Source organism: Streptomyces sp. NBC_01232, from assembly GCF_035989885.1.
Lineage (GTDB): Bacteria > Actinomycetota > Actinomycetes > Streptomycetales > Streptomycetaceae > Streptomyces.
The window spans coordinates 6,908,444-6,931,973 of record NZ_CP108518.1; the positions used below are offsets into that span (position 1 = coordinate 6,908,444).

The window sequence follows — 23,530 nt, forward strand, 5'->3', positions numbered from 1 at the left end:
GCGCGCCTCCGGGCAGCCCGGTTCACCGCACCGCACTCAGGAATGCCCGGGTCCGCGCGTGTGCCGGGGCTTCGAAGAGCTGCTCCGGTGGGCCGGCTTCCAGGACGCGACCGTGGTCGAACATCAGGACCCGGTCCGAGACGTCCCGGGCGAAGCCCATTTCGTGGGTCACGCACAGCATGGTGATGTCGGTGGTCCGCGCGATGTCGCGCAGGACGTCGAGGACGCCCGCGACCAGTTCCGGGTCCAGCGCCGAGGTGACCTCGTCGAGGAGCAGGACGTCCGGCCGCATGGCCAGTGCGCGGGCGATGGCGACCCGCTGCTGCTGGCCTCCGGAGAGCCGGGTCGGGTGCGCGCCGCGCTTGTCGTAGAGCCCGACCAGATCCAGGAGTTCCCGCGCCCGCTCGGCTGCCTCGTCCCGGCTCAGGCCCAGGACGTGCACGGGCGCTTCCATCACGTTCTCCAGCACCTTCATGTGAGGGAAGAGGTTGAACTGTTGGAGGACCATGCCGATCCGGCGGCGCGGCCCGGCGAGGTACTTCTCGTCGGCGGGGACCAGGGTGTTGCCGGCGCCCGCGGGCATGTGGGAGAAGGGTTTCCCGTTCACGTGGATGGTGCCTTCTGTGACCCGTTCCAGGGTCATCAGCAGGCGCAGGATGGTGGTCTTGCCCGAGCCGCTGGGCCCGATCAGGGTGACCTTCTCGCCCCGGGCGACCCGTAGGTCGAGTCCGTCGAGGACGGTCTGGATGCCGAACCGCTTGACGACGCCCGCGAAGCGGACCATGTCCACGTCCGCGGCTTGTGTTTCACCGGGCAAGGCGTTTCTCCAGTCGTCTCATCAGCACGGAGGTGGGATAGCTGGCCAGAAGGAAGACCGTGGCGGCCAGGGTGAAGGCTTCGAGATAGGCGAAGTGCACGCTGCCGTACTCGTTCGCCCGGTGGACCATCTCCTGGACGGCGATCACCGACAGGAACGGGGTCTCCTTGAACATGGAGATCACGTAGTTGCCCAGGGCGGGGAGGACGTTGCGCACCGCCTGCGGGAGGATGACGGCCCGCCACACCCGTCGCCGGGGCAGCGACAGCGCGGTGCAGGCCTCCCACTGGCCCCGGGGCACGGCGTCGATCCCCGCGCGGTACACCTCGCAGGTGTACGTCGCGTAGTGGATGCCGAGCACGGCGATGCCCAGGGTCAGCGCGTTCAGCCCGGGGACGAGGACCCAGGCGGCGAACAGCTGGATCATCAACGGCGTCGACCGGACGAAGTCTGCGATGACCCGAAGGGGCAGAGTGACCCAGCGCGTCGGCGTGCGCAGTGCCACGGCGAGCACCAGGCCCAGCAGCATCGCGACGGCCGAGCCGAGGACGGTAGCGAGCAGTGTGATCCCGAAGCCGCTCAGGACTACCGGCAGGCCCTCGCGGGCTGTTTCCCAGGACCACATCAGGAACCCCCCGGATCTTGGCCGAGCCGGGTCTTCGCCGCTGATTCGGCCGCCCTCATGAACGAGTTGAGTACGGCGGCGATGGCGTAGTAGATCACCAGGACGGCGAGATAGGCCTGGGCGGTGCTGCCCGTGAGGGACCTCAGCTGGTCCATCTCGAAGGTGAGGTCGGCGATGGTGATCAGGGACAGCAGGGGAGTGGCCTTGAGCAGCTGGATGAGCAGGTTCCCGAACGGCGGGATCATCTGCACCCAGGCCTGGGGCATCACGACCCTGATCATGCGTTGCCGCGGGCTCATCCCGAGGGCCACGGCCGCCTCCCACTGGGTCCGGGGGACAGCTTCCAGTGCGCCGCGGACCACTTCGGATCCGTAGGCGCCGAAGTTCAGCCCGAAGGCGACGACGGCGCAGGCCATGGGCTCCAGACGGAAGCCGAGCACGGGCAGGGCGAAGAACAGCCAGAACAGCTGTACGTACAGGGACGTGCCGCGGAAGAACTCGACGGTGAACCGGGACGGTCCCCGCACGAGCAGCCGGGTCGAGCGTGTCAGGAGTCCGAAGGCGAAGGCCACGATCAGCGCCACGGCCGCGCTGAGCGCGGTGGCGAGGAGGGTGACCGCCACGCCTTCGCCGACACTGGGCAGGGCGTGAACGAATTCCTCGAAGAAACCGGTCATGTGCGGTGCTCGTCAGACGGCGCAGAGGTCGACGGTGCGCAAGGTGGGTGGCGGTACCTCTCGCGCGGTGAACCCGTACTGGCCGATCAGAGCGACGTAGCGGTCCGGATCGCCGGTGATCTTCGCCAGCTCGCCGTTGAACGCGTCGCGCAGGGCCGTGGAGCCGGGCCGGAAGACCGCACCGCCGGGGCTGTACTGGGGTGTGCCGTTCAGGTCCGGCACGAACGGCTCCAGGACCTCGACCGGTGCTTCCGCGTTGGTCTTGGCGAGCCAGCGCAGCGAGATGCCCGTCAGCGCGAAGGCGTCGATCCGCCCGGCCACCAGCGCGTCGAGCCCGTCCTGCTGCTTCGCGAGGGACTTGACCGAGGATCCGCCGACACCGGCCCCCTTGGCGTACGTCGCCTCGACGGCGGCGGTCAGCACCCCCACGGTGACCCCGGTGGAAGCCACCGACTTCAGGTCGCTCAGGCCCTTGGGGTTGCCCTTGGGCACCATCAGGGCTGTCGGGGAGACGAACTCGGGCTCGGAGAAAGCGACTTTGGCGCAGCGTTCCGGGGTGATCGCCATGCCGGCGCTGACGACGTCGAAACGGTCGGCCAGCAGTCCAGGGATCAGCGCGCCGAAGTCGGTGAGTGTGGGGCGCATTTCGGCGACCCCCAGGGCGGAGAAGATCTCCCGGTGCAGGGTGGGCGCCTCGCCGGCCAGCCGGTTGCCGTCCTTGAACCCGTACGGGGCCTCGCCCGCGAATCCGATGCGGACGTACCCCTGTGCGCGGAGCTTCTCCAGCAGCTTCCCGTCGTCGGAAGGAGCTCCGGTGCCGACCTGGGTGCGGCTGCACGCGGCCACCAGACCCGGAGCCAGGACGGCGCCCCCGAGCAGCGCCGTTCGGGAGAAGAACCCTCTTCGGGACAGGGCCTTGTGCTGGGGCATCTCGTTCCTTTCGGTGGCCGGTCGAGCGGGAGCGGGGCCGGCCGGTCCGGTTCGTGCCGGACCGGCCGGCCGGATCTGGTCGGATCGGTCAGCCCACGGGGGTGAAGTCCTGCGAAGCGATGTACGCGGGGCGGCGCACCGGGGCCGCGAAGGGCTTCACGGGCCGGTTCTCGACGCTGTTGAACACCAGGAACACGTTGCTGCGGGGGTACGGCGTGATGTTGTCGCCGGACCCGTGCATCGCGTTGCAGTCGAACCAGGTGGCGGATCCGGCCTTGCCGGTGAAGAGCTTGATGCCGCAGGCCGAGGCGAACTTGGTGAGGGCCTCGTCCGACGGGGTGCCGGCGTCCTGCATCTGGAGGGACTTCTTGTAGTTGTCCTTCGGCGTCGCCCCGGCGCAGCCCAGGAAGCTCCGGTGGGAGCCGGGCATGATCATCAGCCCGCCGTTGGTGGCGTAGTTCGGGGTCAGGGCGATGGACACCGACACGGTGCGCATGTTCGGGAGGCCGTCTTCGGCGTGCCAGGTCTCGAAGTCGGAGTGCCAGTAGAAGCCGCTGGCGCCGAAACCGGGCTTGACGTTGATCCGGGACTGGTGCACGTACACCTCGGAGCCCAGGATCTGCCGCGCGCGCCCCACGATGCGCGGATCGGCCGCGAGGGCCGCGAACACCTCACTGATCCGGTGCACCTCGAAGACGGAGCGGACTTCACGGGACTTCGGCTCCACGATGGACCTGTCATCGGCGAGCGTCGAAGGGTCGCGGAGCAGTCGGTCCATCTCGGCCCGGTAGAGGTCCACTTCGTCGGGCGTGATGAGCTGGTCGACGGGCAGGAAGCCGTCGCGCTCGTAGCTCTCCATCTCGTGGGCCCACATCGGGCCGGGAGTGCCGGGCTCGGACCACACGACCGGGTCCTTGCGGCCGATGAGCACCTCCTCGGAACCCCGCGTCGGATACAGGTCGGTGACGGTGCGGGTCGATGCGTTGGTCATGGTGGTGCCTGCCTCTCCTCTCTTCGCTCTCAGCTGTCGTCGGATTCGGTGAGCAGCGGGTACACGCCGTTCTCGTCGTGGTCCTCCCGGCCGGTCACCGGCGGGTTGAAGACGCACAGGCAGCGGAATTCGCGCGTCACGCGCAGGGTGTGCCGCTCGTGGCCGTCGAGGAGGTACATGGTTCCCGGCGTGATGGTGTAGATCAGGCCCGTCTCCTCGTCCTTGAGTTCGGCCTCGCCCTCCGTGCAGACCACGGCCTCCACGTGGTTCGCATACCACATGGATGTTTCGGTGCCGGCGTACAGGACGGTCTCGTGCAGCGAGAAGCCGACGCGTTCCTTGGCCAGGACGATGCGCTTGCTCTCCCAGGTGCCGGACGCGGCCCTGACGTGGCGGTCGGTTCCCTCGATGTCCCGGAACGAGCGGACGATCATGGTGGTGCCCTTCGTGGTGCGTGCGTACGTTGTACGGGGGTGCTGGTCAGGCGGTATCGCGGACGGAGCGGGCCAAGATGTCCAGGCCCTCGTCGAGTTCGTCGGTGGTGATGGTGAGGGGCGGGAGCAGCTTCACCACCTCGCCCTCGGGGCCCGAGGTCTCGATGAGGAGACCGTGCTCGAAGGCCCTGCGGCACACTGCCGCGGCGCGTTCCGTGTGGGTGAACTCGATGCCCCACACCATTCCGCGACCGCGGTAGGTCGCCCCCAGCCGACCGTGTTCGGCACACAGTTCGCGCAGCGCGCTTTCGACGTGGCCGCCTTGGACGAGGGTTCGCTCGCGCAGGACTCCGTCGCCCCAGTGCGTCTCCAGGGCCGCGGTCGCGGTGACGAAGGCCGGGTTGTTGCCGCGGAAGGTGCCGTTGTGCTCGCCGGGCTCCCACAGGTCGAGTTCGGGCTTGAACAGGCACAGTGCCATGGGCAGTCCGTACCCGCTGATCGACTTGGACAGCGTGACGATGTCGGGCGTGATGCCCGCCTCCTCGAATGAGAAGAAGTCGCCGGTCCGGCCGCAGCCCATCTGGACGTCGTCGACGATCAGGAGCATGTCGCGGCGCCTGCACAGATCCGCGAGGGCGCGGAGCCATTCCGCCCGGGCCACGTTGATGCCCCCCTCGCCCTGGATCGTCTCGACGATGACCGCCGCCGGGTGGTTGAGGCCGGAGCCCTGGTCCTCCAGCAGGCGCTCGAACCAGAGGAAGTCGGGGGTTTGGCTGCCGAGGTACTGGTCGAAGGGCATGGGAGTGCTGTGGACCAGGGGAATGCCGGCGCCGGCCCGTTTGAAGGCGTTGCCCGTGACGGCGAGAGAGCCGAGCGACATGCCGTGGAAGGCGTTGGTGAAGGACACGACGGCCTCGCGGCCCTTGGCCTTGCGGGCCAGCTTCAGGGCGGCCTCGACGGCGTTGGTGCCGGTGGGCCCCGGGAACATGACTTTGTAGGGGAGGGCGCGCGGTTCCAGGACGGTGGACCGGAAGGTCTCCAGGAAGGTTCGCTTGGCGGTCGTCGACATGTCCAGGGCGTGGGTGATGCCGTCCCGCTCGAGGTAGTCGAGGAGGGCCCGCTTGAGGACGGGGTTGTTGTGGCCGTAGTTCAGGGATCCGGCGCCCGCGAAGAAGTCCAGGTAGCTGTGGCCGTGTTCGTCGTACAGCCGGCTTCCCGTGGCGCGCTCGAAGACGACGGGCCAGGCGCGGCAGTAGCTGCGCACCTCGGACTCCACGGTCTCGAAGACGGACAGGACCGGCTCGGTCATGGTCAAGGCGATTCTCCAGTGGGTGTTCGGTGGTCTTGCGGCGGCCGGTGGCATCGGCCCGGGGCACTTGTCGAAGGGAGCGGTGTCAGAAGTGGAGCGGCCCGATGCGGTGGAGGACCTCGGCGTCGTGCCCGCTCTCGGGGAACTCGTCCGTCCTGAAGAGCACTTCGCGTGTGAGAGTGGCGCCGTGCCGTTCGGCGTACGAGGCGAACAGCCGCTCCGAAGCACGGTTCCCGGGCGAGACGGTGGCTTCCAGGTGGTCCAGTCCGTGTTCCGCCGCCACGCGGGTGGTGAGGCTGTCGAGCAGCGTCCCCGCGACTCCCAGGCCGCGGATGGATTCGTCGACGGCGATCTGCCAGACGAGCAGTGTTCCGGGAGCTTCGGGCCGGAGGTACCCGCTGACGAACCCGACGGTTCGCCCGGAGGGGTCACGGGCCACGGCGGACGTGCCGGCGAAGTCACGGCACCAGAGGAGATAGCTGTACGCCGAGTTGAGGTCGAGCGTCCCGGAATCGCGCGCGAGGCGCCAGAGCAGTGGGCCGTCCCCGGGGCGGGGGCGGTCGATGCGCATCGTGAAGGGGGTCGGAGCGGTCGGGAGGTGCTTTCTGTAACGGGCCAGTTCTGCATGAGCAGTCATGCGGGCCGAAGTTACCCAGGGATGGAGTAAATCGCATGGGCCTAGGGGGTTATGTCAGATGGTTTGATGGTGATATTAGAGCGCACCCTTCGGGGGTGCAGAGGTGTGGACCGTGAGGTCATATCCGCATGAAGAATCCAGATATTTCCACCCGACCTGCGATTTTGTAACGACAATATAACGTCTTTGCTCTGTGCCACATTTTCCACCTGAACGTTATGCGTTTGTCGGCGGCCTGAGGGTTTCGTCGCTGACTGGATGGTTAGAGGTGCGGCATACGGCGAGGGTCAACACCTGCTCCCAGGGACCGCGGGGAACGCCGGGGCCTACGCGCTGGTGGGGATGGGGGCCGTGTTCGCGGGCGCTTCCCGCGCCCCCATCACGGCCGTGGTGATCCTCTTCGAGCTCACGGGTGAGTACTCGATCACCTGCCGCTGATGCTCGCCATCGTCCTTGCGGCGCTGACCAGCAAGCTGCTGTCGCGCGATACGATCTACACCCTCAAGCTCCGGCGTCGGGGTATCGACCTGGACGCCCCCGCCCCGGGCGCGCCGCTCGGCGGCCAGCGGCTCGCCCGGGGCTGGAGAAGGCCCCGGAACCGCTCCTGGCGGCCTGTGGTCTCGCCACGCGGCAGAGTTTCTGTCCCGGTCACCGCACGGGGTCCTTCCAGTGGTGGATTCCGAAGGCGGATTCCGCGGGGCCTTGACGGCTCAGGCCGTCGCCGAGCTGCTCGCCGAAGCCCCCGACGACGCGAAGGGTGCACGGAAGACCGCTGCGGAGCTGGCAGAGCGACCGCACCCCCTCACATCGGACATGAGCCTGGGGACGGCTCTCCACCTCCTCGTCTCTTCTTCGGGAACGGGCCTTCCGGTCTTCGACACCGAAGACGGGCACCTGGTCGGGTGGCTCACCCGTCAGAGCGCCCAGCGGGCTCTCCACCCCGATTCGCCGAGCGGGGCGGGGCCGGGTAGGCACGGGGGAGAGCCCAAGCGGTAGAAAGAGGTATGACCGAACTACCGCACGCCGATGCGTCCCCACCGCGTGTGGATGACGCGGCCGACGTCGACGACGTGACCCGCGCCCTCCTGACGGCCTCCCGGCTCCTCGTGGCAGTCTCCGCCCGCTCGCTCGCGGCGGCCGAGGACAAGGTCACGCTCGCGCAGTTCCGCATGCTGGTGGTGCTGGCCACCCGGGGCGCGGCGAAGCTGGTGGTGCTCGCCGAAGCCCTGGGGGTCAACCCCTCGACGGCGATGCGCATGGTCGACCGCCTGATCGCGGCTGGACTGGCCGACAGGCGGCCCAACCCCGAGAACCGCCGCGAGACGATACTGACAGTGACGCCGGGCGGTCTGCGGCTGGTGGAAGAGGTCACGGCCCGGCGCAGGGAAGAGATCGCGGCCATCGCCGCCCGCATCGATCATGGCCAGCGAGCCGCCCTGGTCGACGCGCTCACCGCGTTCAACGCCGCCGGCGGGGAGCCCACCGTACGCGATGGGGATGGCTCGCTCTTTCCTCTGGGGTGGAGCGAACCGGTGCAGCGCCGGAGCGACGGGTAGGCGGCGGCTCGGGGACCGGCTCTGGCCGCCGGATCCTGCGTCAAGGGCGGCGGATCACTCCCGCGGCCAGACCGGCCGCCAGGGCAAAGCCGAGCAGGATTCCCACGGGCCAGAGCCCCGAGCCCGCCAGTCGGCTGAGCAGGGCGAGCATGACGGCGGTGACGGCGACGGCCGTGGCCGCGAGCCGGATCGTGTGCCGCGGGCGGTGTGAACGGCTGCGCTCGCCTGCTTTGAGATCGGTGACGGCGCCACGGAGCGCCAGCACGGCCACCGCGAGGGCGGCGCACAAGAGTGCCGTACCGACGGCCGTTCACCTCCTCTGCTCTCGGAGTACCTCGTACGACCAGGCCGCGCGCCAAGAAGCAGGAGGGGTGTTGACGTTAACAGGGTGGTCCACGGCGCGGTCCAGCGTAGTCAGCCACCTCGGTACGGCCATCGGACCGGAGGTTGGGATGGCCTCGCAGCGCCGAGGCCAGGGCCGGGGTGGCTCTGGCTCTCACCTGCCCTGATCGTCGCCTTCGTCGCTGGGACGGCGCTGCTCGGGCAGGCGCACCGTTGACGTCCCTGGCGAGGGTGCTCGGACTGGGTCCTGTGACGCGCTCGCATGGCGCGGCGGTTCGCCGTCTTCCTGCCGGCAGCGCAGCAGCAGCATCGCCGCGTCGTCGTGCAGAGGTCCACCGACATACGCCACCACATCCTCGCGCAGCGCATCAAGCGCGCGCTGGGGGTCGGGGTCCGACAGCAGGCCGCTCTGCTCCCCCAAGGGGTAGAAGGCGCCAAGGGAATTCCTGGCCTCCGAGACGCCGTCCGTGTAGAGGAGCAGCTGGTCTCCGGGGCCGAAACCGACGCTGTAGGGCTCGGGGGAGTCGGAGGCGGTCCAGATCAGGCCCAGCGGTGGGGCGTGCTGAGGGGGCTCCGGAAAGGCTGCGGGGCTCCCCGGCCGGACGAGCATGGCGGGCGCGTGACCATAGTTGAGGAACGCGACATCGCCCCCTTCCGTGATTTCGGCCAGCAAGGCCGTGACGAACTTCTCGCCGTCCCCTTCGCCCTCCAGGGAGCGCTGGACGGCACGCTCCACCCTGGCGCCTACGCCGCTCAGTCGGGGTTCGTCGTGTGCGGCTTCCCGGAAGGCGCCGAGCACGGTGGCGGCCGTCTCGACTGCCTCCAGACCCTTGCCCTGGACATCCCCGATGATCACCCGCACGCCTCCGGGCACTGGTACGACCTCGTAGAGGTCCCCGCCGATCCGTGCCTCGGCGACGGCCGAGGTGTAGGAGACCGCGGCGCGCAGGTGCCCGGCGCTGCGCGGCACCGGTCTCAGCAGAACCCGCTGCGCGGCCTCCGCGATCGTACGGACGCTTGCCAGCTCTCGTTCCTGGCGGGTGCGCACCACCGCGGCGGCAACCCCGGCGACGGTCACCCCTGCCACCGCTACCAGGGCGGTGTACCCGCGGCGGTTCGGGAACAGACCGTCGTAGAGCCCGAGCGCGCAGCAGAGGGCCATCGCCGCGGCCCCGATGGTGGCGGTACGGCGCCAGCTGCCCGCCAGACCGGCGAAGGCCGGCCCAAGCGACACGAGGGGCAGCAGGCCGACGCCCGGTCCCGCGGTGACGTCGGCAGCTGCGACGAGGGCCATCACCACGAAGGGGATCGCGAGCAGCGCGGGTTTCACCGGGACACTCCCGGAACGATGGACATCCACGTCGTACTCCCGGCTCCTCGTCGGCGCGGCGAACGCGGCACCCGTCCATTTCGATCGACACGGGCAGGGCGGTTGATGCGTGCTCCGCCACGTGTCACGTTTAGACTATGCAAAAGTTTGCCCGGCGAACCACATCGCTATGCCACCGCTACCCACCCGCTGTATTCCTCAGGGCGATGCGGAACTCGGGGGCCATGTGCTGATGGCGCGCCGCCGTTCCCGCCCCGAGCCACCCACAGGCTGGCGCCGCGTCGTCGCCCGGCTCCCGATCGCCTTCTACCGGATCGGCCTCGGCCCGGTTTTCGGCAAAAGGATGCTCATCCTCCAGCACACAGGACGGCTGTCCGGCCAGACCCGCGAGGTGTGCCTGGAAGTGGTGGCCCACGATGGGCTCCGGGGAAGCTGGACGGTGGCCTCGGGGTTCGGGACCGCCGCGCAGTGGTACCGGAACCTGCGCCACATCCCCAAGGTGACCATCCAGGTCGGGCGGACGTTCTACCCAGTCAATGCCCACTTCCTGACCGCAGAGGAAGGTGCCGACGTGATGGCCGCATACGCCGCCCGGCACCCGCGAGCCGCACGCGCACTATGCCGCTACCTCGGCCTGGACAATCCGGCGGACGGAACGGACCTCTTCCGGGAAGCCGGACGCAGGATCCCGTTCGTGCGTCTGGACGAGGTGCCGCCCCGCTGCTGGCGCTGAGAGCTCAGCGCTTCAGGGAACCCGAGCCCAGCATGACCAGGCCGGTCGTGAGGAAGGACAAGCCGATCGCCAGCTCCGGGAAGCCGCGGGCGGGGAGGGCGTACAGGACGACGGCGGCCACCGTGAACACGAAACCGATACCGACAGCTGTGACGGCCATGCGGAACTCGGTGACGTTCCTGCGGAACCAGGCGAGGACATTCACATCCGGCATGGGTGGTCAGCTTTCTGTCCGGGAAGAGGTGGCGCGCCGTGCACACCTGTACGACCGCATGAGACAGGCTACGGCCGCGAGGCTGAACAGCGGTGCGGCTGCGGTACAGACCATCACGACCGTTGCCGGCGCGTTCATCATGCGGGGGAGCGCGTTGAGTGGCACCAGGGCGTACAGGAAGAGTGTTGCCCACGCGTACGGCAGAGCGGTCGAACGGTCGCCGAGACGGGGAGGGACCCAGCCGGCGAAGATCGCCACCGGAAACGGGAGCAGGAGCAGGGTCGAGGCGAGCAGCGCGAGGGCGTGGTACGCCGGGTTTCCGTTCATTGGGGCCTCTCCGGTACCCGCCCAGACTAGATGGCGACGTGCCACGTTGTGAATGCCGGACACCGGCAGGACCAGACAAGTACGCACTCGTAGTGATCGCGGCATCCGTCGCCGTATCCGCTCCCCACGCTGGCTGCGCTACGCCGCAGTTCAGCCCGCGGCTGTGGGCCAGCCGAGCAGGCGGGCGCCGATCACCGCGGTGCGGAGGGCGTAGCGGTTGGACGGATCGGCAGGATCGGCCCCGGTGAGGCTCCGGATGCGCTCCAGCCGGTAGGTCAGCGCCCGCACGCTCAGCGACAGGCGGCGCGCGGCCTCGGTGGCCACGCATCCGCTGTCGAAGTAGGCGGTGAGCGTATCGATGAGGGGTTGGGCGCCGCCCCGCCCCGCGCCGTTCGCAGCGGACCGAGCGTGGTCTCCACCAGGTCGGCCGTGGCTTGCCGGTCGCGGGTCAGGACGGGGTGGACGAGCAGGTCGACGGCGTGCAGCACGGGCCCGTCGAAGCCCGTCCGCTCGGCGAGGTCGAGGGCGCAGAGGGCTTCCTCGTAGGAGTGGACGACTCCTCCGGCGCCGGGGTGGGAGCCACCGATGGCGACCTTGCCGCCGTCGGTGGCCGCGTACGCCTGCTTGGCGAAGAAGGCCAGTACGTCGGGTTGGTCCCCGGGGGCCACGCAGATCAGCCGGCCCCCCTTGGTGGCCAGAAGGATCCGTCGGCCCGGGAAGCGGGCCAGGACCGCCGTCTCGATGCCCCGGGCCACCCGGAAACCGTCGCCCTACGGCTCGGGGCCGACAGCTACGGCCACCGCATGGGCCTGAGAAAGACGAAGGCCGAAGTGCTCGGCCCGTTCAGAGAGGCGGCCGAGATCACTGCGCACGTACAGGAGGTCGTCGACGAACTCGCGGCGCGCGGCCTCTTCTTGACGGATGGCCTGTTGCTGGGCGCGCTCGTAGCCCTCGACGAAGGCGTCCACGGCCTGTTCCACCACCGCAAGCAGTCCACCGGGCGACGAGGGAACGGGCCGTACTGTCTGCACCGCCGCCAAGTGATTGCGTATCAGGCCGCGCAATGGGAGGCCGGACGGCATGCTCCCCTTCCGCGCGTGCCGTTCGGTACGTCACGCACTTCCCCCAGTCCTGACGCGCCCATGACGCTTCCTTGACGCGGGCACCGGAGTGTCACGTTCCGCGAGCGCTTCCGTCATCGGCATCAGGAGCGCGTAAAGACTGCCGGTCACCGGCAGTGTGTGTGGGCGCGGAACGCGGCAGGATCAGGGCACGGGGGAACGCACTACCGCCCGGATGCCGAACCATGGAAATGGGGGGCGGTATCCGGGCGGTAATGCGTGGGCCTTCTTCGAGGCTGGCGCTCAGGTCGCCGAAGGGCCCTAAGAGGTCAGTGCTGCCGGGAGAAGAGCCAGACCGCGACCGAGACCGCCAGGACGAGTGCGCCCAGGGCGGGCGGCAGCAGGCCGGGGCCGGGGTGCAAGTACAGGAACGTGCCTGCTGCGGCCAGGATTGTTCCGAATGCACCCAGAGGCGACACCACCGACCCGGTGGGGGAGGGTCGGGGCATGGCGCGTCTCCTGGCAGGGAGGAACAGGGGCGGCCATGAGCTGCCCGGCCGGACAGGCATCGTTGCTCCCGTTCCGTCCAGCGTCGTACGCATTCCGGGTCGAGCGGGACGCCGTGGCCGACGTGGAGCTTCGCGGAGTCGGTTCGCCGGTTTGCCGGGGATTGAGGCCTATGAAGGAGTTGGCCACGAGGTCGCCCGCCACGAGGTCTCCGTTGTCGGCGAGGACGGAGACGGAGCCCGCGGTGCGAACCGGGCGTGGGCATGATGCGGGCCTGGAGCACGACCGTCCGTCCCAGTGGAAATGGCTGTCGAGGCTGCGCTGACAGTGAAGACCCTGCCCTGGAATGCCTGGCCAGATGGCCGGCCGAGCCCGGGCCGGCCGCGCATACCCGGCGGTTCGCGGTGAGGGGCCGTCCGGGGGAATCCGCAGTCCCGAGCGCACCACCGGCACGGCGTGCGGCGAGACATGGGGTATGACCGCTCACGAACACCGCGCCTGGAGCAGCGGCTCCTACGCGCGGGCGCTCCAGACTCCGCAGCGAGCCCTGTCCCTGTGCGACGCGCAGGGCTGGTGCCTCTCACTGGACCTGGAGCGGTGGTCCGCCCAGGCGGATGCGGGCGACGCCACGGTGCTGCAGCGCTGCGTCGGCCGGGTGCTGGACATCGGGTGCGGTGCTGGCCGGCTGGTCGAGGCACTGGCGGGACGGGGTCACCACGTCCTCGGCATCGATGTCTGTCCATCCGCCGTGATCACGACCGTGCGCCGGGGTGGCTCCGCCCTGAGCCGGTCAGTCTTCGAACCCCTCCCCGACGAGGGCCGGTGGGGGACGGCGCTGCTGATCGACGGGAACATCGGTATCGGCGGTGACCCGCAGCGGCTGCTGCGCCGGGTCCGGGACCTTGTGCGCGAGGAAGGCATCCTCCTGGTGGAGACCGCTGCCGGGGACGTGGACGAACGTCGCCGCGTCCGCATTCATGCAGGAAGCCGGCCCGTGAGCAGCGTCTTCCCGTGGGCCACGGTCGGCACTGCGGCGCTGAGCCGACACGCTGCCTCTTCGGGATGGGCCGAGGCCGAGCGCTGGAAGAGTTCCGGAGGCCGTCACTTCGTCGCGCTGCGCGCCTGCCGTTGAGCCCGGCTCCAGCGCCAGGTCCGTACGAACAGGACCGCGGCCGAGGCCGCGAACAGCGCCGCGGTGATCAGCAGCCACCTGGCCAGGAAGCCGTCCGCGGGGAGGGCGGTCGCGGCGGTGTAGTGGCCGACCTGGCGGAAGACCAGCGGCCACCAGACCAGCAGCAGGACGCCGGAGACGAACGCGGGTACGCGGACGTAGTTCACGCTTACCCGCCGCGCGGGCCGACCGTCGTCGGGGCTCGGGGTGAACAGGGCCTGTACGGCCCGGTCGGTCAGCGAGTACAGGGGGAGGAGTACGAGATCGTGCAGGAGGGCCGCCCCGACGAACCACACGGCCACGCCGACCGCGTCCCCCTCGAACAGACGCAGACCGGCGTAGAGCGCGAGGGCGAAGGAGACGAGGACGAGGAGCAGGTGCAGGGGGGAGGCGCCGTAGCGGCGCCGGAACGCGGTCGGGGCACTCATGCGGGCTCTCCGAAGGTGAGGCGGGTGACCCATTTGGTGTTGTGGACCCCCGGAGCCCCCGCAACGATGGCCCGCGCCGGGTAGCCGTGGTCGGCGGAGAGGATCGCCCCGTTGACGCGGACGGCCAGCAACGAGCGGCTGTCACGGACCTGGTGGTCGCTGAGCACGGCCGAGCGGAACGAGCCGCCACGCTGCACCGACTCGACGAGGACCTCGGGCGTGTTCACACCCAGCCCGACGAGTGCGGCCAGATCGGTGAGCCGGACCCCGCCCCACCGCTGGTCGGTGGTGGACCAGCCCTCCACGCAGGCGATGGGCAGGGCCGACTCGTGCTGGGTCATCGCGAGGAGCTGCTCGTACGTCAGGTCGACCTGACGCCCCGGGCCGCGTACGGTCAGCCGCCACGCGGGGCCGACGTCGCTGGGCCGGATGCCGACCGAGGCAGCGGTCTTGTTGATCTGGAACCCGTTCGGGCCCGAACCCGGGTCCCGGCCGTGAGGGGCCAGCAGCGCGGTCCGCCGCCACCATCCGCCGATGCTCTGCCCCGCCGTGACCACCAGCAGCGCCACCGAACCGAGCCCCACCATGGCCATGGCGCCCCGGCGGGAGATGGTCGGCGCCGCGGGTCTCGGCGCGACCAGCCCGAACGCTTCCTCGCTACCCGCCGCAGGTTCCCCGCGTCGCGGCCGTACGGCCCGCAGGGCTCTGGGCAGCCGGAAGGCCACGTGGACGACGAAGGCGCCGATGAAGACCCAGGCCCCGTAGAAGTGCAGGGTGTAGAAGGAGCCGGGGAAGATGTAGTGGAGCTGGATGTTGAGGATGCCGGTGACGAACTCGAAGCCGGCGCCGCCGACCAGCAGGAGCAGCGACAGGCGGTCGAGTGCGTGGCTGATCGAGCGGATCGGTGGCCACTCGAACAGCTTCGGGATGACCGACCACAGCTTCGCCAGCAGGACGGGCACGAGGACGATGCCCAGCGTCACGTGGACGCCCTGGGTGAGCCGGTAGAGCCAGTACGGGGAAGTCGGCCACGAGAACAGGTAGAAGCCGAGCCACCCCTTGTTCGGTGTCTGGTCGTTGACCGCCGCGAGATCGGGGTTGTACGCCGCGTACGACAGCAGGCCCGTCACGAAGAGCACCGTGATCCCGAACAACAGGACCAGCCCGAAGAGCGAGGTCAGCCGCGGACCGCGCAGCGGGCTGCGCCAGAACTCCGGACGGGCCGGCCCCGGGGGCGGCCCCGCCCGCGCAGGCGAACGTACGGCCTTGCCCGGCCGCGCCAGCGGACCAGGCCCTGATGTCTCGACGTCCGGATGCGCGGTTCCCGGAGTCTTGCCGGGCGAAGCTCGAGCCGCGGCGGGTGCATTGGCGTCTTCCGTCCCTCCGACAGCCGGGGGTGGCACGTCATCCGGCGGCTCGTGTCCGACGCCGCTCGCACCCATCGGGCACCTCCGCATAGACCCGGACCATCTCGTCTGTGAGAGATCGGTCTTCGGAGAGAACATGCCGCACCGCAGCTAACCCCGCACCGACGACACGCCAGGGCTGTTCGTTCGTGCACATTCGAATGGTCCTGCGAGCGTGCAGGGATCTCGGCATTGCGCGGGGCCCGAAAACTGACTCGGGCGGTCGCTCCATCCATCTGTGCATCCGAACGAAAGGAAAAAAGTCATACCGGGCAAGGAGGTCACTGTCGGTCGGCAAGGACCTGAGATGGCCGATCGCGCGTGCACTGCTGTCCGTGGATGCTGCCACGTACGCGGCGGGTTTGAGGCCGACCCCGTCGACTTGGGACTATTGATCGACAACTGAGGCACCCGCACGTCGCTCGGAGGCGCGATGGGAAGTCGAGAGGTCTCTCGGCGCAGGCGGTGGTCGTTACTTGGGAATGGTGGAGGCGACATCGTCCAAGATGGCGTCAGTGACGAGGCCGGTGTCCTCCAGTACATCCATGTGGTCCTGGACGGTGGTGTTGGCTTGGGCTGCGAGCCGTCGTACCACGGAGTTTTTGGTGGATGCGCGGACCTCGCCGATGGTAATGAACACCTTGCCGTGGGAAGCCCGGAGCAGGTCCACGAAGAGTTGGTCGAAGTCGCTGCCTCGGGCTTTTCGCAACTGGTCAACCCAAGCCTGCTGTTCGGCTGTCGCCAGGTCGGGGATGGGCACTTGGAGTGCCTGGGAGTCCTCGCGAACCAGTTGGTCGAGCTTGCTGTGTCCCTCGAGCAAATGCAAGCCGGCCCGTTTGATCGCTTCGCTCGATGCGTTGGTCTGGGCGAGGCGGCCGGCCGGTATCTCCCACAGTCCGGCCTGTCGGACTTTGGTGAGGAAGGTTTTGTCCAGTTCGGTGACTGCGTCGGTGCTGGCCGCCTGAGGCGCTGTCAGACCGGAGGCCGCCGTTGGGAGGTTAGCGGAGACCGACTCGTCGGCTGAGCTGTTCTTGAGCGCGAGCCATGCGGTTGCAGTGGCGATGACCGCCACGAAGGCGACTGCCGCGGCTGTCAGGCGGCCACGGCGACGACGGGACGGGGGGCGGGTGCTGCGTGCATGAGATTTCATCATGCCTCCTGGAGTGCACGACGGTTCGCCGGTGCCGGCACCGGCGCTGTGGCGCCCGGAAGTTTTGGGCACGGCCACGCTAACCTTTGCTCTAGGCAAACGAATTGATTTGGCGATGATGCGCAAAAATGGGAGGTGGGTGGCGGCCACCGGATAGCATCCCGGCCCCTCTCGCGGCCCTGCTCGGCGCGAATCCTGCATCCTCGACGGTCACGACCGAGGGAGCAACACCACGCACAAGTATCTGACCGACACCACTAACTGACACCCCCACAGGAAGGCAGCCATGCCACAGGAGACTTCCAGCCGCACGACACCAGCCAAGGCATTCATCGTGCTCGGGCTATGTCTGGCTCTGCTGGGAGGCGTCGGGGCATGGCTGCTGCTCGGCAGGGGAGCCGCTGAACCGTGCAATGGCCTGGCCGGGGACGAACGTGTGCAGAAGTCAGTGGGCGCGGCCGTTAGCCCAGGCACGAGCTGCGCAGCTCTTGCCGAGGCCATAGTGAACGCATCGGCCGGGAACGCGCCTGGCCGTCACACCCAGGCTCAGGCCCAGGCGCTGAAGGACGTCCTCGTCGTCCTCGGTTCCGAAGATCCAGCGAAACTCACCCTGGATCCCGCCCTGCGTGTCCCTCTCGCCACCGCTCTGGCCGACTACGCACCCGATCTGCACGAGATGCTCGGCGGTATCGGCATCACCGACTTCCTGGCCAAGGCCGCACCCCAGGCCCCGCCGTGGCAGTCCGACGGCACCCACCACCTCACCGTCCTTCCCGACACCCTCAGGGGCATCGTCCGCGCTGTCGCGCAGGACCCCGAGGCCTACGCCTTGCTGCGCATGACGGAGACCCGGACCACGGCGCAGCGGCTCGCGGCGGTACCCGCCGACGCTGCGAACTACAGCCTCAGCGTTCCACCGACGGAGAGCGCACGAGCACTCGGCATCCTCGATGGAATCGCCGACGCGGTCACCCACGGCAAGGACAAGAGGCAGGTACGGGTGTGGCGCACGGCTGTCGTGGACACCCTGCTGGACGGACAGGCCTCCCCCAAGAGCGCTCAGGACCCCCCGGCCGCCCATCTCACGGCGGCATGGCTTCAGAATCTGAAAAATGCCTCCCAGGAGGAGCGCTTCGACCGGCTGCGTACACAAGGTGTCGACATGGCTCGTGAGTGGGCCCAGGAACGGAAGATGGATGAACAGACCCAGCAGGGACTGCTCGCCAAAGTCGAACGCAGCGCACTCAGCGCGTACCGAGAAGTCGAGCTCTGACTGCTGGGCACCACCCATTACGGCGGCCTCTCCGGACTCCTGCGCGTACCCGTCCACATCGCAGCAGCCCTGGCTTCCTGGGCAAGTATGGCTCTCGCGGCCTCACTCGGCGGGTACCCCTACCTCTTCGCTGCCCTCGCTGCGCTCTCCGTCGTGGCCGCGTGTCTCGCCCTGGTAGCAGCAGGAGAAGGACGTGTCCGGCCGCTGTCCAGGTCCGCTCCGAGCGGTAAACCAAGGTCACGTTTGCGCACGCCACACCCTGGACGATCCTGAGTGGACCTCTCAGCAGGAGCCTTCGGTTGCCTTGGCCGTGAGGTGGTGGTCCTGGCGGATGAACGGGAAGCGGCTGTTCGGATCGACTCGGGCCATGGTGACGCGTATGCAGTACTTCGTGTTGGTGTCCTCGGTCGAGATCGTGTAGTCGTGGCCATCGTCCTCGACAAGGGCCTGGGAGACGTCAAGGCCCAGGCCGGGCCCCGTACCGCTGTCTTCCACGGCGTCCCTGATCAGGGTTCCCAAGTGCATGTCGGGGCTTACGTACTGCGTGCTCCCGTTCAGGTCCTCGGCACCTTGGTGAACGGCCGTGCGTAGTTCGCCCTCGCTCCACCGGGAGCTGTTCCGGAGCCCGATCATCGCGCAGATGGCGACGATCGGCGCGATGACGATGAGCGCGAGACCGACCGGGTTGCGGTGGTTGTACACATACCGGTTCGTCCCCCATGCACTCCGCGCGAAGACGGGGTCCTCGCTCAACGGCCCTCCTCCAGGTCGTCGGCGGTGCTCAACGTCATGGGCGTCGGCATGGGCCCTCTGTGGCGGTCGCGATCACATGATGGCGTTCGAGGGCGGCAGGGAAGGGTTTGTCGGGGTCGACCGGGGTCAGGAGCAGGCGCATGCAGAACTTCGTATCGGTGTCCTGCGTGGAGATCGTGTAACCGGCGGGGCCGTCCCCGTACACGCTCACTCCATGGCCGGGTCCCGTGCGGCTCTCCTCGATGGCGTTGCGGATCAGGTAGTCCTGGGGTGCTTCGGGGCTCGCGTACTGGGGTTTGGCGTTCAGGGCGTCAGCGGCTCGGTGGACGGCCGTACGAAGCTCGCCCTCGCTCCAGTGCCAGCCGCTGTACAGCGAGTACAGAACACTGCTCGCGACGATCGGCGTGAGGACGATGAGGGCGCGGCCCAAACGGCTGCGCGGATTGTACACGTACTGTTTGGTGCGCTCGTGCCGTACGAACACGGGCTCGGTCTTCAATGCTCCTCCCTGATGTCGTGCGAGGTGCTGGTCTCCATGGGGCCGCCCTCTCAGGGAGGATGTTCGGCTTGGCCCTTCTCGCAGAGGCTCGCCGCCTCTGGTGCACGTACACGGCGGAAGCCGGCCCTCTCGAGCGGGGCGCCACCGCAGCTGATCGGCTCCCTGGCGCGGTTCTTCACGGTTGCTTTGCGCGTTATGTGGGCCAGGGCGTCGGAGCGCTGGAAGGCGGCGGCCAGGAGTGGGTGTATAGCGGTGGGCTCCACGGCGTGTTGGCGGTCTCCCGTTTGAAGGGGCCGGCCCGGTTGACAATGAGGATCACCATCGTGGCGGTGAAGACCAGGGTGATCACGATGAGCGCCAGCCCGATGGGATTATTGGGGTTGTAGTAGTAGCGGTTCGTCCCCCACTTGCTTCGCCTGAAGACGGGTTCGTCGTCGTAACGCATTTGCTGGATCCCTTGTCGACTGGTTGAGCGATCTGGAGGGGGTTCGGCACGGATATCTCTGCTGTCGCAGGCGACCCCTGTCCTGGCGAGCACACTTGGGGTGTGGATCTGAGACCGCCACCCGTGTGCCGCGCCATCACCTGTGCGAAATCCGCCACCAGCCCAGATCCTCCCCGCTTCCGCCATCCGGCATCCGGGCGGTGTTGCTCTCCTCTCGTGATCTGATCCTGCCCGTTCCGTGTGCGGCGGCGCATTGCCGGTGACCGGCAGCTTTTACGTCATCCTGATGCCGATGGCGGCGCCCCGCTCAGCGCGTGTCACCCTGGTCCCTGCGTCAAAGGCGCGTCAACAGGCGTGAGATCGGGGGAGCGACATGGCCGAGGCGGCAGCGCCAACAGAGCACGTGGTGGGGTGCGCTGAGATTCTGCTCGACGCCTGCGCCACGGGGCGTCGGCTCACCCGCGACGAGTTGGAGTCACGGAGGGCTCAGGGTGCCCGGGCGGCGGACGCGGGACTGGCGCTGCGTGGCCTGATTCGGGACCATCTGGCGGCAGCGCGGGAGGTGCATCCGCGGTTGCCGTCCGGGTCGGTGGGTCCGCTGCTGGCCGCCGTCGAACAGGCGGTGGATGCTTTCGCCGAGGGGTACGAGAGGGCGCAGCACCAGGCGGTGCGGCAGGAGGAGGCCGCGCGCCGGGAGTTCGTCGACGACCTGCTGTACGGTCGCAGTGACCTGGGCCGGCTGGCGGAGCGGGCCGAGCGGTTCGGGCTGCGGCTTTCGCAGGCCCACGCGGTGGCGGTCGCCGAGGGGTCCGAGCCGTACGGCGACGGCTACCCCGTGGCCCGCGGGATCGAGGAGACCGTCCTGGCCCGGTTCGGCAACCGGCAGATCCTTCTGACCACGAAGGACGGCAGGCTGATTTGCGTGGCTCCCGGTGACCAGCCGGACGTCCTGGCCTATTTCGCCAAGCAGGCGTACGCGGCCACGGACGGCGGACGCGTCGCGATAAGCCGGTCACACTCCGGTGCGGGCGGCGTCGTGCACGCGTACGAGGAGGCGCTCAACGCTCTCGATCTCGCGGAGCGGATGGGTCTGGAGGGGCCAGTGCTGCACTCGGCCGACCTGCTGGTCTATCCGGTCCTGACCCGGGACCGGCAGGCCATGGCCGAACTGGTGGAGAGTGTCCTCGGCCCGCTGCGGCAGGCCCGGGGCGGTGCCCAGCCGCTCTTGGACACGCTCACCGCGTACTTCGACAGCGGCTGCGTGGCGACCGAGGCGGCGCGGCGGCTTTCGCTGAGCGTGCGCGCGCTCACCTACCGGTTGGAGCGCATCCACACCCTCACCGCAGCCGACCCGGCGGATCCGCACAACCGCTACACCCTGCAGACCGCGGTGATCGGCGCTCGCCTACTGGGCTGGCCGGATACGGTGGCGTGACAGCGGCCGTCGACCGAGCTGGCCATTCCCGGTCGTACGGAGGGCGAGGCACCCTGACAGCGCCGGTCGGTAGATGACTTCGCCGACTGCGACCAGCGGGGGCGCTGCTCGCGGGCGCAGCCACCGCCGCACTGGTGGGTGAGGTGCTTCCTGGCAGCGTCGGGCCGTGCTGCACGCGGGGCACGGCCGCACGGGCTGGTACCCGTCAGGATGGGCGCAAGGCACGGAACGCCTCGTCGGCCAGGGCGGGGAGGTCGAGGGCGCCATCGCTTTGGACCCAGGCGGCGAGGGCCGTTGTCACGGCGCCGAGGGCGGCCGCCGCCACGACCCGGGTGGAGAGGTCGCTCTCGGCGGGGTTGCGTGACCTGAGAGCCTCGGCGAACAGCCGCTGCGTGGCGTACTGGTTGTCCCAGGTACGGGCGCGCAGGGCCGGTGTCTCGAAGATGAGCCTGGTGCGGATGAGCAGGGCGTCCTTGCCAGTGGCGTACACCGTCTCCAGGCCCTGGCTGAGGGCGTTGCAGACGGCGGTGAGGCTGTCCTCGTGAGGCGGTCGCTCCTCGATGAGCCGGGCGATCAGCGGGTCGTAGTCGTCGGACTCCACGACGGCTTCCTTGGTGGGGAAGTGCCGGAAGAACGTCATGTGGGAGACTCCGGCCGCGGCCGAGATCTCCTCGACGGTGGTGTTCTGGTAGCCCTGGTCCAGGAACAGGCGCAGCGCCTGTTCCTGGATCGTCCGGCGGGTCTGCGCCTTCTTCCGTTCACGCAGTCCGGGAGCCGGCGTGGGGGACGTACTCATGGGCCTGCTGCCTCCGGGCGTTCTCGGTGCTCGCTCACTGCATTGTGCCGTTCCCGAGTATGCGTGCCAGTGCCCTGTCCAGGGCGGCCGGCGATGTTCCGTGCCAGGCCAGGTGGGCGTCCGGTCGTACCAGCAGGCTGTGCTGTCGGCTTCCCGGCAGGGTGAGCGCGGTCAGGCCGCCGACGCCGAGGTGCCGCAGGGCGACGGCTCCCTGGGCCGCGGGTGCCGCTCTGGGCGTGAGCAGGGCCCAGCCCGTGCGCAGTTCCTCGTACAGGCGGGTGGGTGTGCCGTCCTGGCGGGTGCAGGCGAGGTCGGGTACGCGGTCGCCCGGGCGCGGGGCGGAGCCGGGGCGCTGACGGCCGGTACCGAGCGGGCCTTTGCGGTAGGTCAGGGTCAGCTGGGAGGACTTCTCCCAGAGCCGGCGTTGGACTGCGGGCCGGTTGAGCAGGGGGACGAAGACGTGATCACGCAAGGCCCGCGCCCACGTGGTCTGTCCGAGGACCACGCCGGTCATGGCGGTCGTGGATGCGAGTACCTCGCGTGCGATGGGCTTGCGTTCGGCCTCGTATGTGTCGAGCAGGCCGTCGCCGGACCGCCCTGAGGCGACCAGGGCAAGCTTCCAGGCCAGGTTCTCCGCATCGCCGAGGCCGGTGTTCATGCCCTGGCCGCCGAAGGGGCTGTGGATGTGCGCGGCGTCGCCGGCGAGCAGGATCCTGCCCTGGCGGTATGACGAGGCGAGGCGCCGGTGAATCCGGAACGTGGAGGTCCAGAGGACCTCGCGCACGGCGGTGCCGGGAATGCCGGCCTCGTGCAGGAGCAGCTTCGTCAGCGTCTCCATCGGGTCCGCGGCGGATCCGGCCGCTGCGGGCGCCATCAGGCGCCACACGTTCTCCCCCGGAAGCGGAAACGCCCCCAGCATCGCGTCTCCGCGCAGCCAGACCGCGACCGTGTCCCTGGGGATCGGCAGACGTGCCGTGACATCGGCCAGCAGGAAGCGTTCGACGACGGGCACGCCGGGGAAACCGATCCCGGCGGCCTTGCGTACGCGGCTGTGCGCGCCGTCGCACCCCACCAGCCAGTCGGCCCGCTCCTCAGCGTCGCCAAGGCGGAGGACGACCCGGTCCGAGCCTTGGCGCACCCCCAGCAGCTCGCGGCCCCATTCGACTTCGACACCGAGTTCGGCCAGGCGGTCCCGGAGCCGGGCCTCGACCTCGGCCTGGGACATGAGCAGGCCGGGCCTGGTCACCAGCTTCGTGGGCTGTCCCACGGGGAGTCTGGCCAGGGGCCTGCCGTCCACGTACGTGGTGACGTGGGCGATGCGCACCGACCGCTCGGGCAGGTCGCCAAGCGCCCCGAGACGGTCGAGCACCTCTGCCCCGCGAGGCTGAAGGCCCAGGGCCCGCGAGGTCGGAGCCGGTCCAGGCGCCTTGTCCAGCACCCGGACGCAGACTCCCGCCGCGCGTAGTCCGCAGGCCGTCGCCAGTCCGGTCGGCCCGGCACCGGCGATCACAACGGTCATCGTGGGCATGACAGCCACCTCTCGTTAGTCACTAACTTAAGTTAGACAGTAACGTCAGCTCCTGTCGCCCGCACCACCCTGCGATCGGCGTCAAAGCGGCGTAAAGACTGCCGGTGATCGGCAATGTGCGGCGGGCTCCCGTCGGGGCAGGATGGGCCGGGGTCG

General features: G+C 69.1%; 27 protein-coding genes and 1 pseudogene. 7 read left to right on the plus strand and 21 right to left on the minus strand.

The window, feature by feature from the left end; genetic code table 11:
• Window positions 1–22: 22 nt before the first annotated feature.
• The 8 genes from ehuA to ectA form a co-directional block, all read right to left on the minus strand.
• Window positions 23–784 (minus strand): ectoine/hydroxyectoine ABC transporter ATP-binding protein EhuA, encoded by a 762-nt coding sequence (ehuA, locus tag OG444_RS31865; RefSeq protein WP_327266991.1) that lies wholly within the window; start codon window positions 782–784, stop codon window positions 23–25.
• Between the two features lie 22 nt (window positions 785–806).
• Window positions 807–1,442: an ectoine/hydroxyectoine ABC transporter permease subunit EhuD gene (gene ehuD, locus OG444_RS31870; RefSeq protein WP_252310223.1), complete on the minus strand. Its 636-nt coding sequence runs from the start codon at window positions 1,440–1,442 to the stop codon at window positions 807–809.
• Window positions 1,442–2,119: an ectoine/hydroxyectoine ABC transporter permease subunit EhuC gene (ehuC, locus tag OG444_RS31875; RefSeq protein ID WP_252310224.1), complete on the minus strand. Its 678-nt coding sequence runs from the start codon at window positions 2,117–2,119 to the stop codon at window positions 1,442–1,444. Before ehuC ends, ehuD begins: the two co-directional genes overlap by 1 nt.
• A 12-nt stretch (window positions 2,120–2,131) precedes the next feature.
• Window positions 2,132–3,049: an ectoine/hydroxyectoine ABC transporter substrate-binding protein EhuB gene (gene ehuB, locus OG444_RS31880; RefSeq protein ID WP_252310225.1), complete on the minus strand. Its 918-nt coding sequence runs from the start codon at window positions 3,047–3,049 to the stop codon at window positions 2,132–2,134.
• Between the two features lie 88 nt (window positions 3,050–3,137).
• Entirely contained in the window at window positions 3,138–4,040 is a 903-nt protein-coding gene (gene thpD / locus OG444_RS31885) for an ectoine hydroxylase (RefSeq protein ID WP_252310226.1), read from the minus strand.
• A gap of 29 nt (window positions 4,041–4,069) precedes the next feature.
• A complete protein-coding gene (locus OG444_RS31890; protein WP_252310227.1) occupies window positions 4,070–4,474 on the minus strand; it encodes an ectoine synthase in 405 nt (134 codons plus the stop codon).
• Window positions 4,475–4,520: 46 nt separating this feature from the next.
• Window positions 4,521–5,789 (minus strand): diaminobutyrate--2-oxoglutarate transaminase, encoded by a 1,269-nt coding sequence (gene ectB, locus OG444_RS31895; protein ID WP_327265438.1) that lies wholly within the window; start codon window positions 5,787–5,789, stop codon window positions 4,521–4,523.
• 79 nt (window positions 5,790–5,868) lie between these two features.
• Complete coding sequence (ectA, locus tag OG444_RS31900; RefSeq protein WP_252310642.1) at window positions 5,869–6,354, minus strand: diaminobutyrate acetyltransferase; 486 nt, start codon at window positions 6,352–6,354, stop codon at window positions 5,869–5,871.
• 324 nt (window positions 6,355–6,678) lie between these two features.
• Between ectA and OG444_RS31905 the strand changes: the two genes are divergently transcribed.
• The 3 genes from OG444_RS31905 (at window position 6,679) to OG444_RS31915 (ending at window position 7,976) form a co-directional block, all read left to right on the plus strand.
• Complete coding sequence (locus OG444_RS31905; RefSeq protein ID WP_266444463.1) at window positions 6,679–6,858, plus strand: chloride channel protein; 180 nt, start codon at window positions 6,679–6,681, stop codon at window positions 6,856–6,858.
• 234 nt (window positions 6,859–7,092) lie between these two features.
• Window positions 7,093–7,416, plus strand: coding sequence for a CBS domain-containing protein (locus tag OG444_RS31910; RefSeq protein WP_266606704.1), 324 nt, complete (start codon window positions 7,093–7,095; stop codon window positions 7,414–7,416).
• An 8-nt stretch (window positions 7,417–7,424) separates the two neighbouring features.
• Window positions 7,425–7,976, plus strand: coding sequence for a MarR family winged helix-turn-helix transcriptional regulator (locus tag OG444_RS31915; RefSeq protein ID WP_266444465.1), 552 nt, complete (start codon window positions 7,425–7,427; stop codon window positions 7,974–7,976).
• Between the two features lie 40 nt (window positions 7,977–8,016).
• On the opposite strand, the gene OG444_RS31920 is transcribed toward OG444_RS31915, so the two are convergent.
• Both OG444_RS31920 and OG444_RS31925 read right to left on the minus strand, forming a co-directional pair.
• Entirely contained in the window at window positions 8,017–8,265 is a 249-nt protein-coding gene (locus OG444_RS31920) for a hypothetical protein (protein WP_266444468.1), read from the minus strand.
• A 207-nt stretch (window positions 8,266–8,472) separates the two neighbouring features.
• Window positions 8,473–9,612, minus strand: a complete 1,140-nt coding sequence (locus tag OG444_RS31925; RefSeq protein ID WP_266445569.1) for a PP2C family protein-serine/threonine phosphatase — start codon at window positions 9,610–9,612, stop codon at window positions 8,473–8,475.
• Between the two features lie 268 nt (window positions 9,613–9,880).
• On the opposite strand from OG444_RS31925, the gene OG444_RS31930 reads away from it, so the two are divergent.
• Window positions 9,881–10,381 (plus strand): nitroreductase family deazaflavin-dependent oxidoreductase, encoded by a 501-nt coding sequence (locus OG444_RS31930; RefSeq protein ID WP_327266992.1) that lies wholly within the window; start codon window positions 9,881–9,883, stop codon window positions 10,379–10,381.
• A 4-nt stretch (window positions 10,382–10,385) separates the two neighbouring features.
• On the opposite strand, the gene OG444_RS31935 is transcribed toward OG444_RS31930, so the two are convergent.
• The 3 genes and pseudogenes from OG444_RS31935 to OG444_RS31945 all read right to left on the minus strand — a co-directional run bounded on the left by OG444_RS31935 (window position 10,386) and on the right by OG444_RS31945 (window position 12,492).
• A complete protein-coding gene (locus OG444_RS31935; protein ID WP_266444474.1) occupies window positions 10,386–10,595 on the minus strand; it encodes a hypothetical protein in 210 nt (69 codons plus the stop codon).
• Between the two features lie 477 nt (window positions 10,596–11,072).
• Window positions 11,073–11,998: pseudogene (locus OG444_RS31940) on the minus strand (PucR family transcriptional regulator); the annotation flags it as partial.
• A 314-nt stretch (window positions 11,999–12,312) separates the two neighbouring features.
• A complete protein-coding gene (locus OG444_RS31945) occupies window positions 12,313–12,492 on the minus strand; it encodes a hypothetical protein (protein ID WP_266444477.1) in 180 nt (59 codons plus the stop codon).
• 473 nt (window positions 12,493–12,965) lie between these two features.
• Between OG444_RS31945 and OG444_RS31950 the strand changes: the two genes are divergently transcribed.
• Window positions 12,966–13,622: a class I SAM-dependent methyltransferase gene (locus tag OG444_RS31950; RefSeq protein ID WP_252310234.1), complete on the plus strand. Its 657-nt coding sequence runs from the start codon at window positions 12,966–12,968 to the stop codon at window positions 13,620–13,622.
• Here OG444_RS31950 and OG444_RS31955 read toward each other — a convergent pair.
• From OG444_RS31955 to OG444_RS31965, 3 genes are all read right to left on the minus strand, one after another.
• Complete coding sequence (locus tag OG444_RS31955) at window positions 13,592–14,089, minus strand: hypothetical protein (RefSeq protein ID WP_266444480.1); 498 nt, start codon at window positions 14,087–14,089, stop codon at window positions 13,592–13,594. The genes OG444_RS31950 and OG444_RS31955 overlap by 31 nt on opposite strands.
• Window positions 14,086–15,372, minus strand: a complete 1,287-nt coding sequence (locus tag OG444_RS31960; protein ID WP_442810789.1) for a molybdopterin-dependent oxidoreductase — start codon at window positions 15,370–15,372, stop codon at window positions 14,086–14,088. Before OG444_RS31960 ends, OG444_RS31955 begins: the two co-directional genes overlap by 4 nt.
• Window positions 15,373–15,967: 595 nt before the next feature.
• Entirely contained in the window at window positions 15,968–16,795 is an 828-nt protein-coding gene (locus OG444_RS31965; protein WP_327265439.1) for a DUF4142 domain-containing protein, read from the minus strand.
• 136 nt (window positions 16,796–16,931) lie between these two features.
• Between OG444_RS31965 and OG444_RS31970 the strand changes: the two genes are divergently transcribed.
• Window positions 16,932–17,918, plus strand: coding sequence for a hypothetical protein (locus OG444_RS31970; RefSeq protein WP_327265440.1), 987 nt, complete (start codon window positions 16,932–16,934; stop codon window positions 17,916–17,918).
• Between the two features lie 282 nt (window positions 17,919–18,200).
• On the opposite strand, the gene OG444_RS31975 is transcribed toward OG444_RS31970, so the two are convergent.
• From OG444_RS31975 to OG444_RS31985, 3 genes are all read right to left on the minus strand, one after another.
• Window positions 18,201–18,671 carry a hypothetical protein gene (locus OG444_RS31975; protein WP_266606546.1) on the minus strand — a complete coding sequence of 157 codons (471 nt, stop codon included), beginning with the start codon at window positions 18,669–18,671 and terminating at the stop codon, window positions 18,201–18,203.
• Between the two features lie 34 nt (window positions 18,672–18,705).
• Window positions 18,706–19,170 carry a hypothetical protein gene (locus tag OG444_RS31980; protein WP_266606547.1) on the minus strand — a complete coding sequence of 155 codons (465 nt, stop codon included), beginning with the start codon at window positions 19,168–19,170 and terminating at the stop codon, window positions 18,706–18,708.
• A gap of 193 nt (window positions 19,171–19,363) precedes the next feature.
• A complete protein-coding gene (locus OG444_RS31985) occupies window positions 19,364–19,615 on the minus strand; it encodes a hypothetical protein (RefSeq protein WP_252310243.1) in 252 nt (83 codons plus the stop codon).
• 373 nt (window positions 19,616–19,988) lie between these two features.
• Between OG444_RS31985 and OG444_RS31990 the strand changes: the two genes are divergently transcribed.
• Entirely contained in the window at window positions 19,989–21,050 is a 1,062-nt protein-coding gene (locus tag OG444_RS31990) for a PucR family transcriptional regulator (protein WP_266606548.1), read from the plus strand.
• 205 nt (window positions 21,051–21,255) lie between these two features.
• On the opposite strand, the gene OG444_RS31995 is transcribed toward OG444_RS31990, so the two are convergent.
• Both OG444_RS31995 and OG444_RS32000 read right to left on the minus strand, forming a co-directional pair.
• Complete coding sequence (locus OG444_RS31995) at window positions 21,256–21,846, minus strand: TetR/AcrR family transcriptional regulator (RefSeq protein WP_266606549.1); 591 nt, start codon at window positions 21,844–21,846, stop codon at window positions 21,256–21,258.
• 34 nt (window positions 21,847–21,880) lie between these two features.
• Window positions 21,881–23,374 carry an FAD-dependent monooxygenase gene (locus OG444_RS32000; RefSeq protein ID WP_266606550.1) on the minus strand — a complete coding sequence of 498 codons (1,494 nt, stop codon included), beginning with the start codon at window positions 23,372–23,374 and terminating at the stop codon, window positions 21,881–21,883.
• Window positions 23,375–23,530 lie beyond the last annotated feature (156 nt).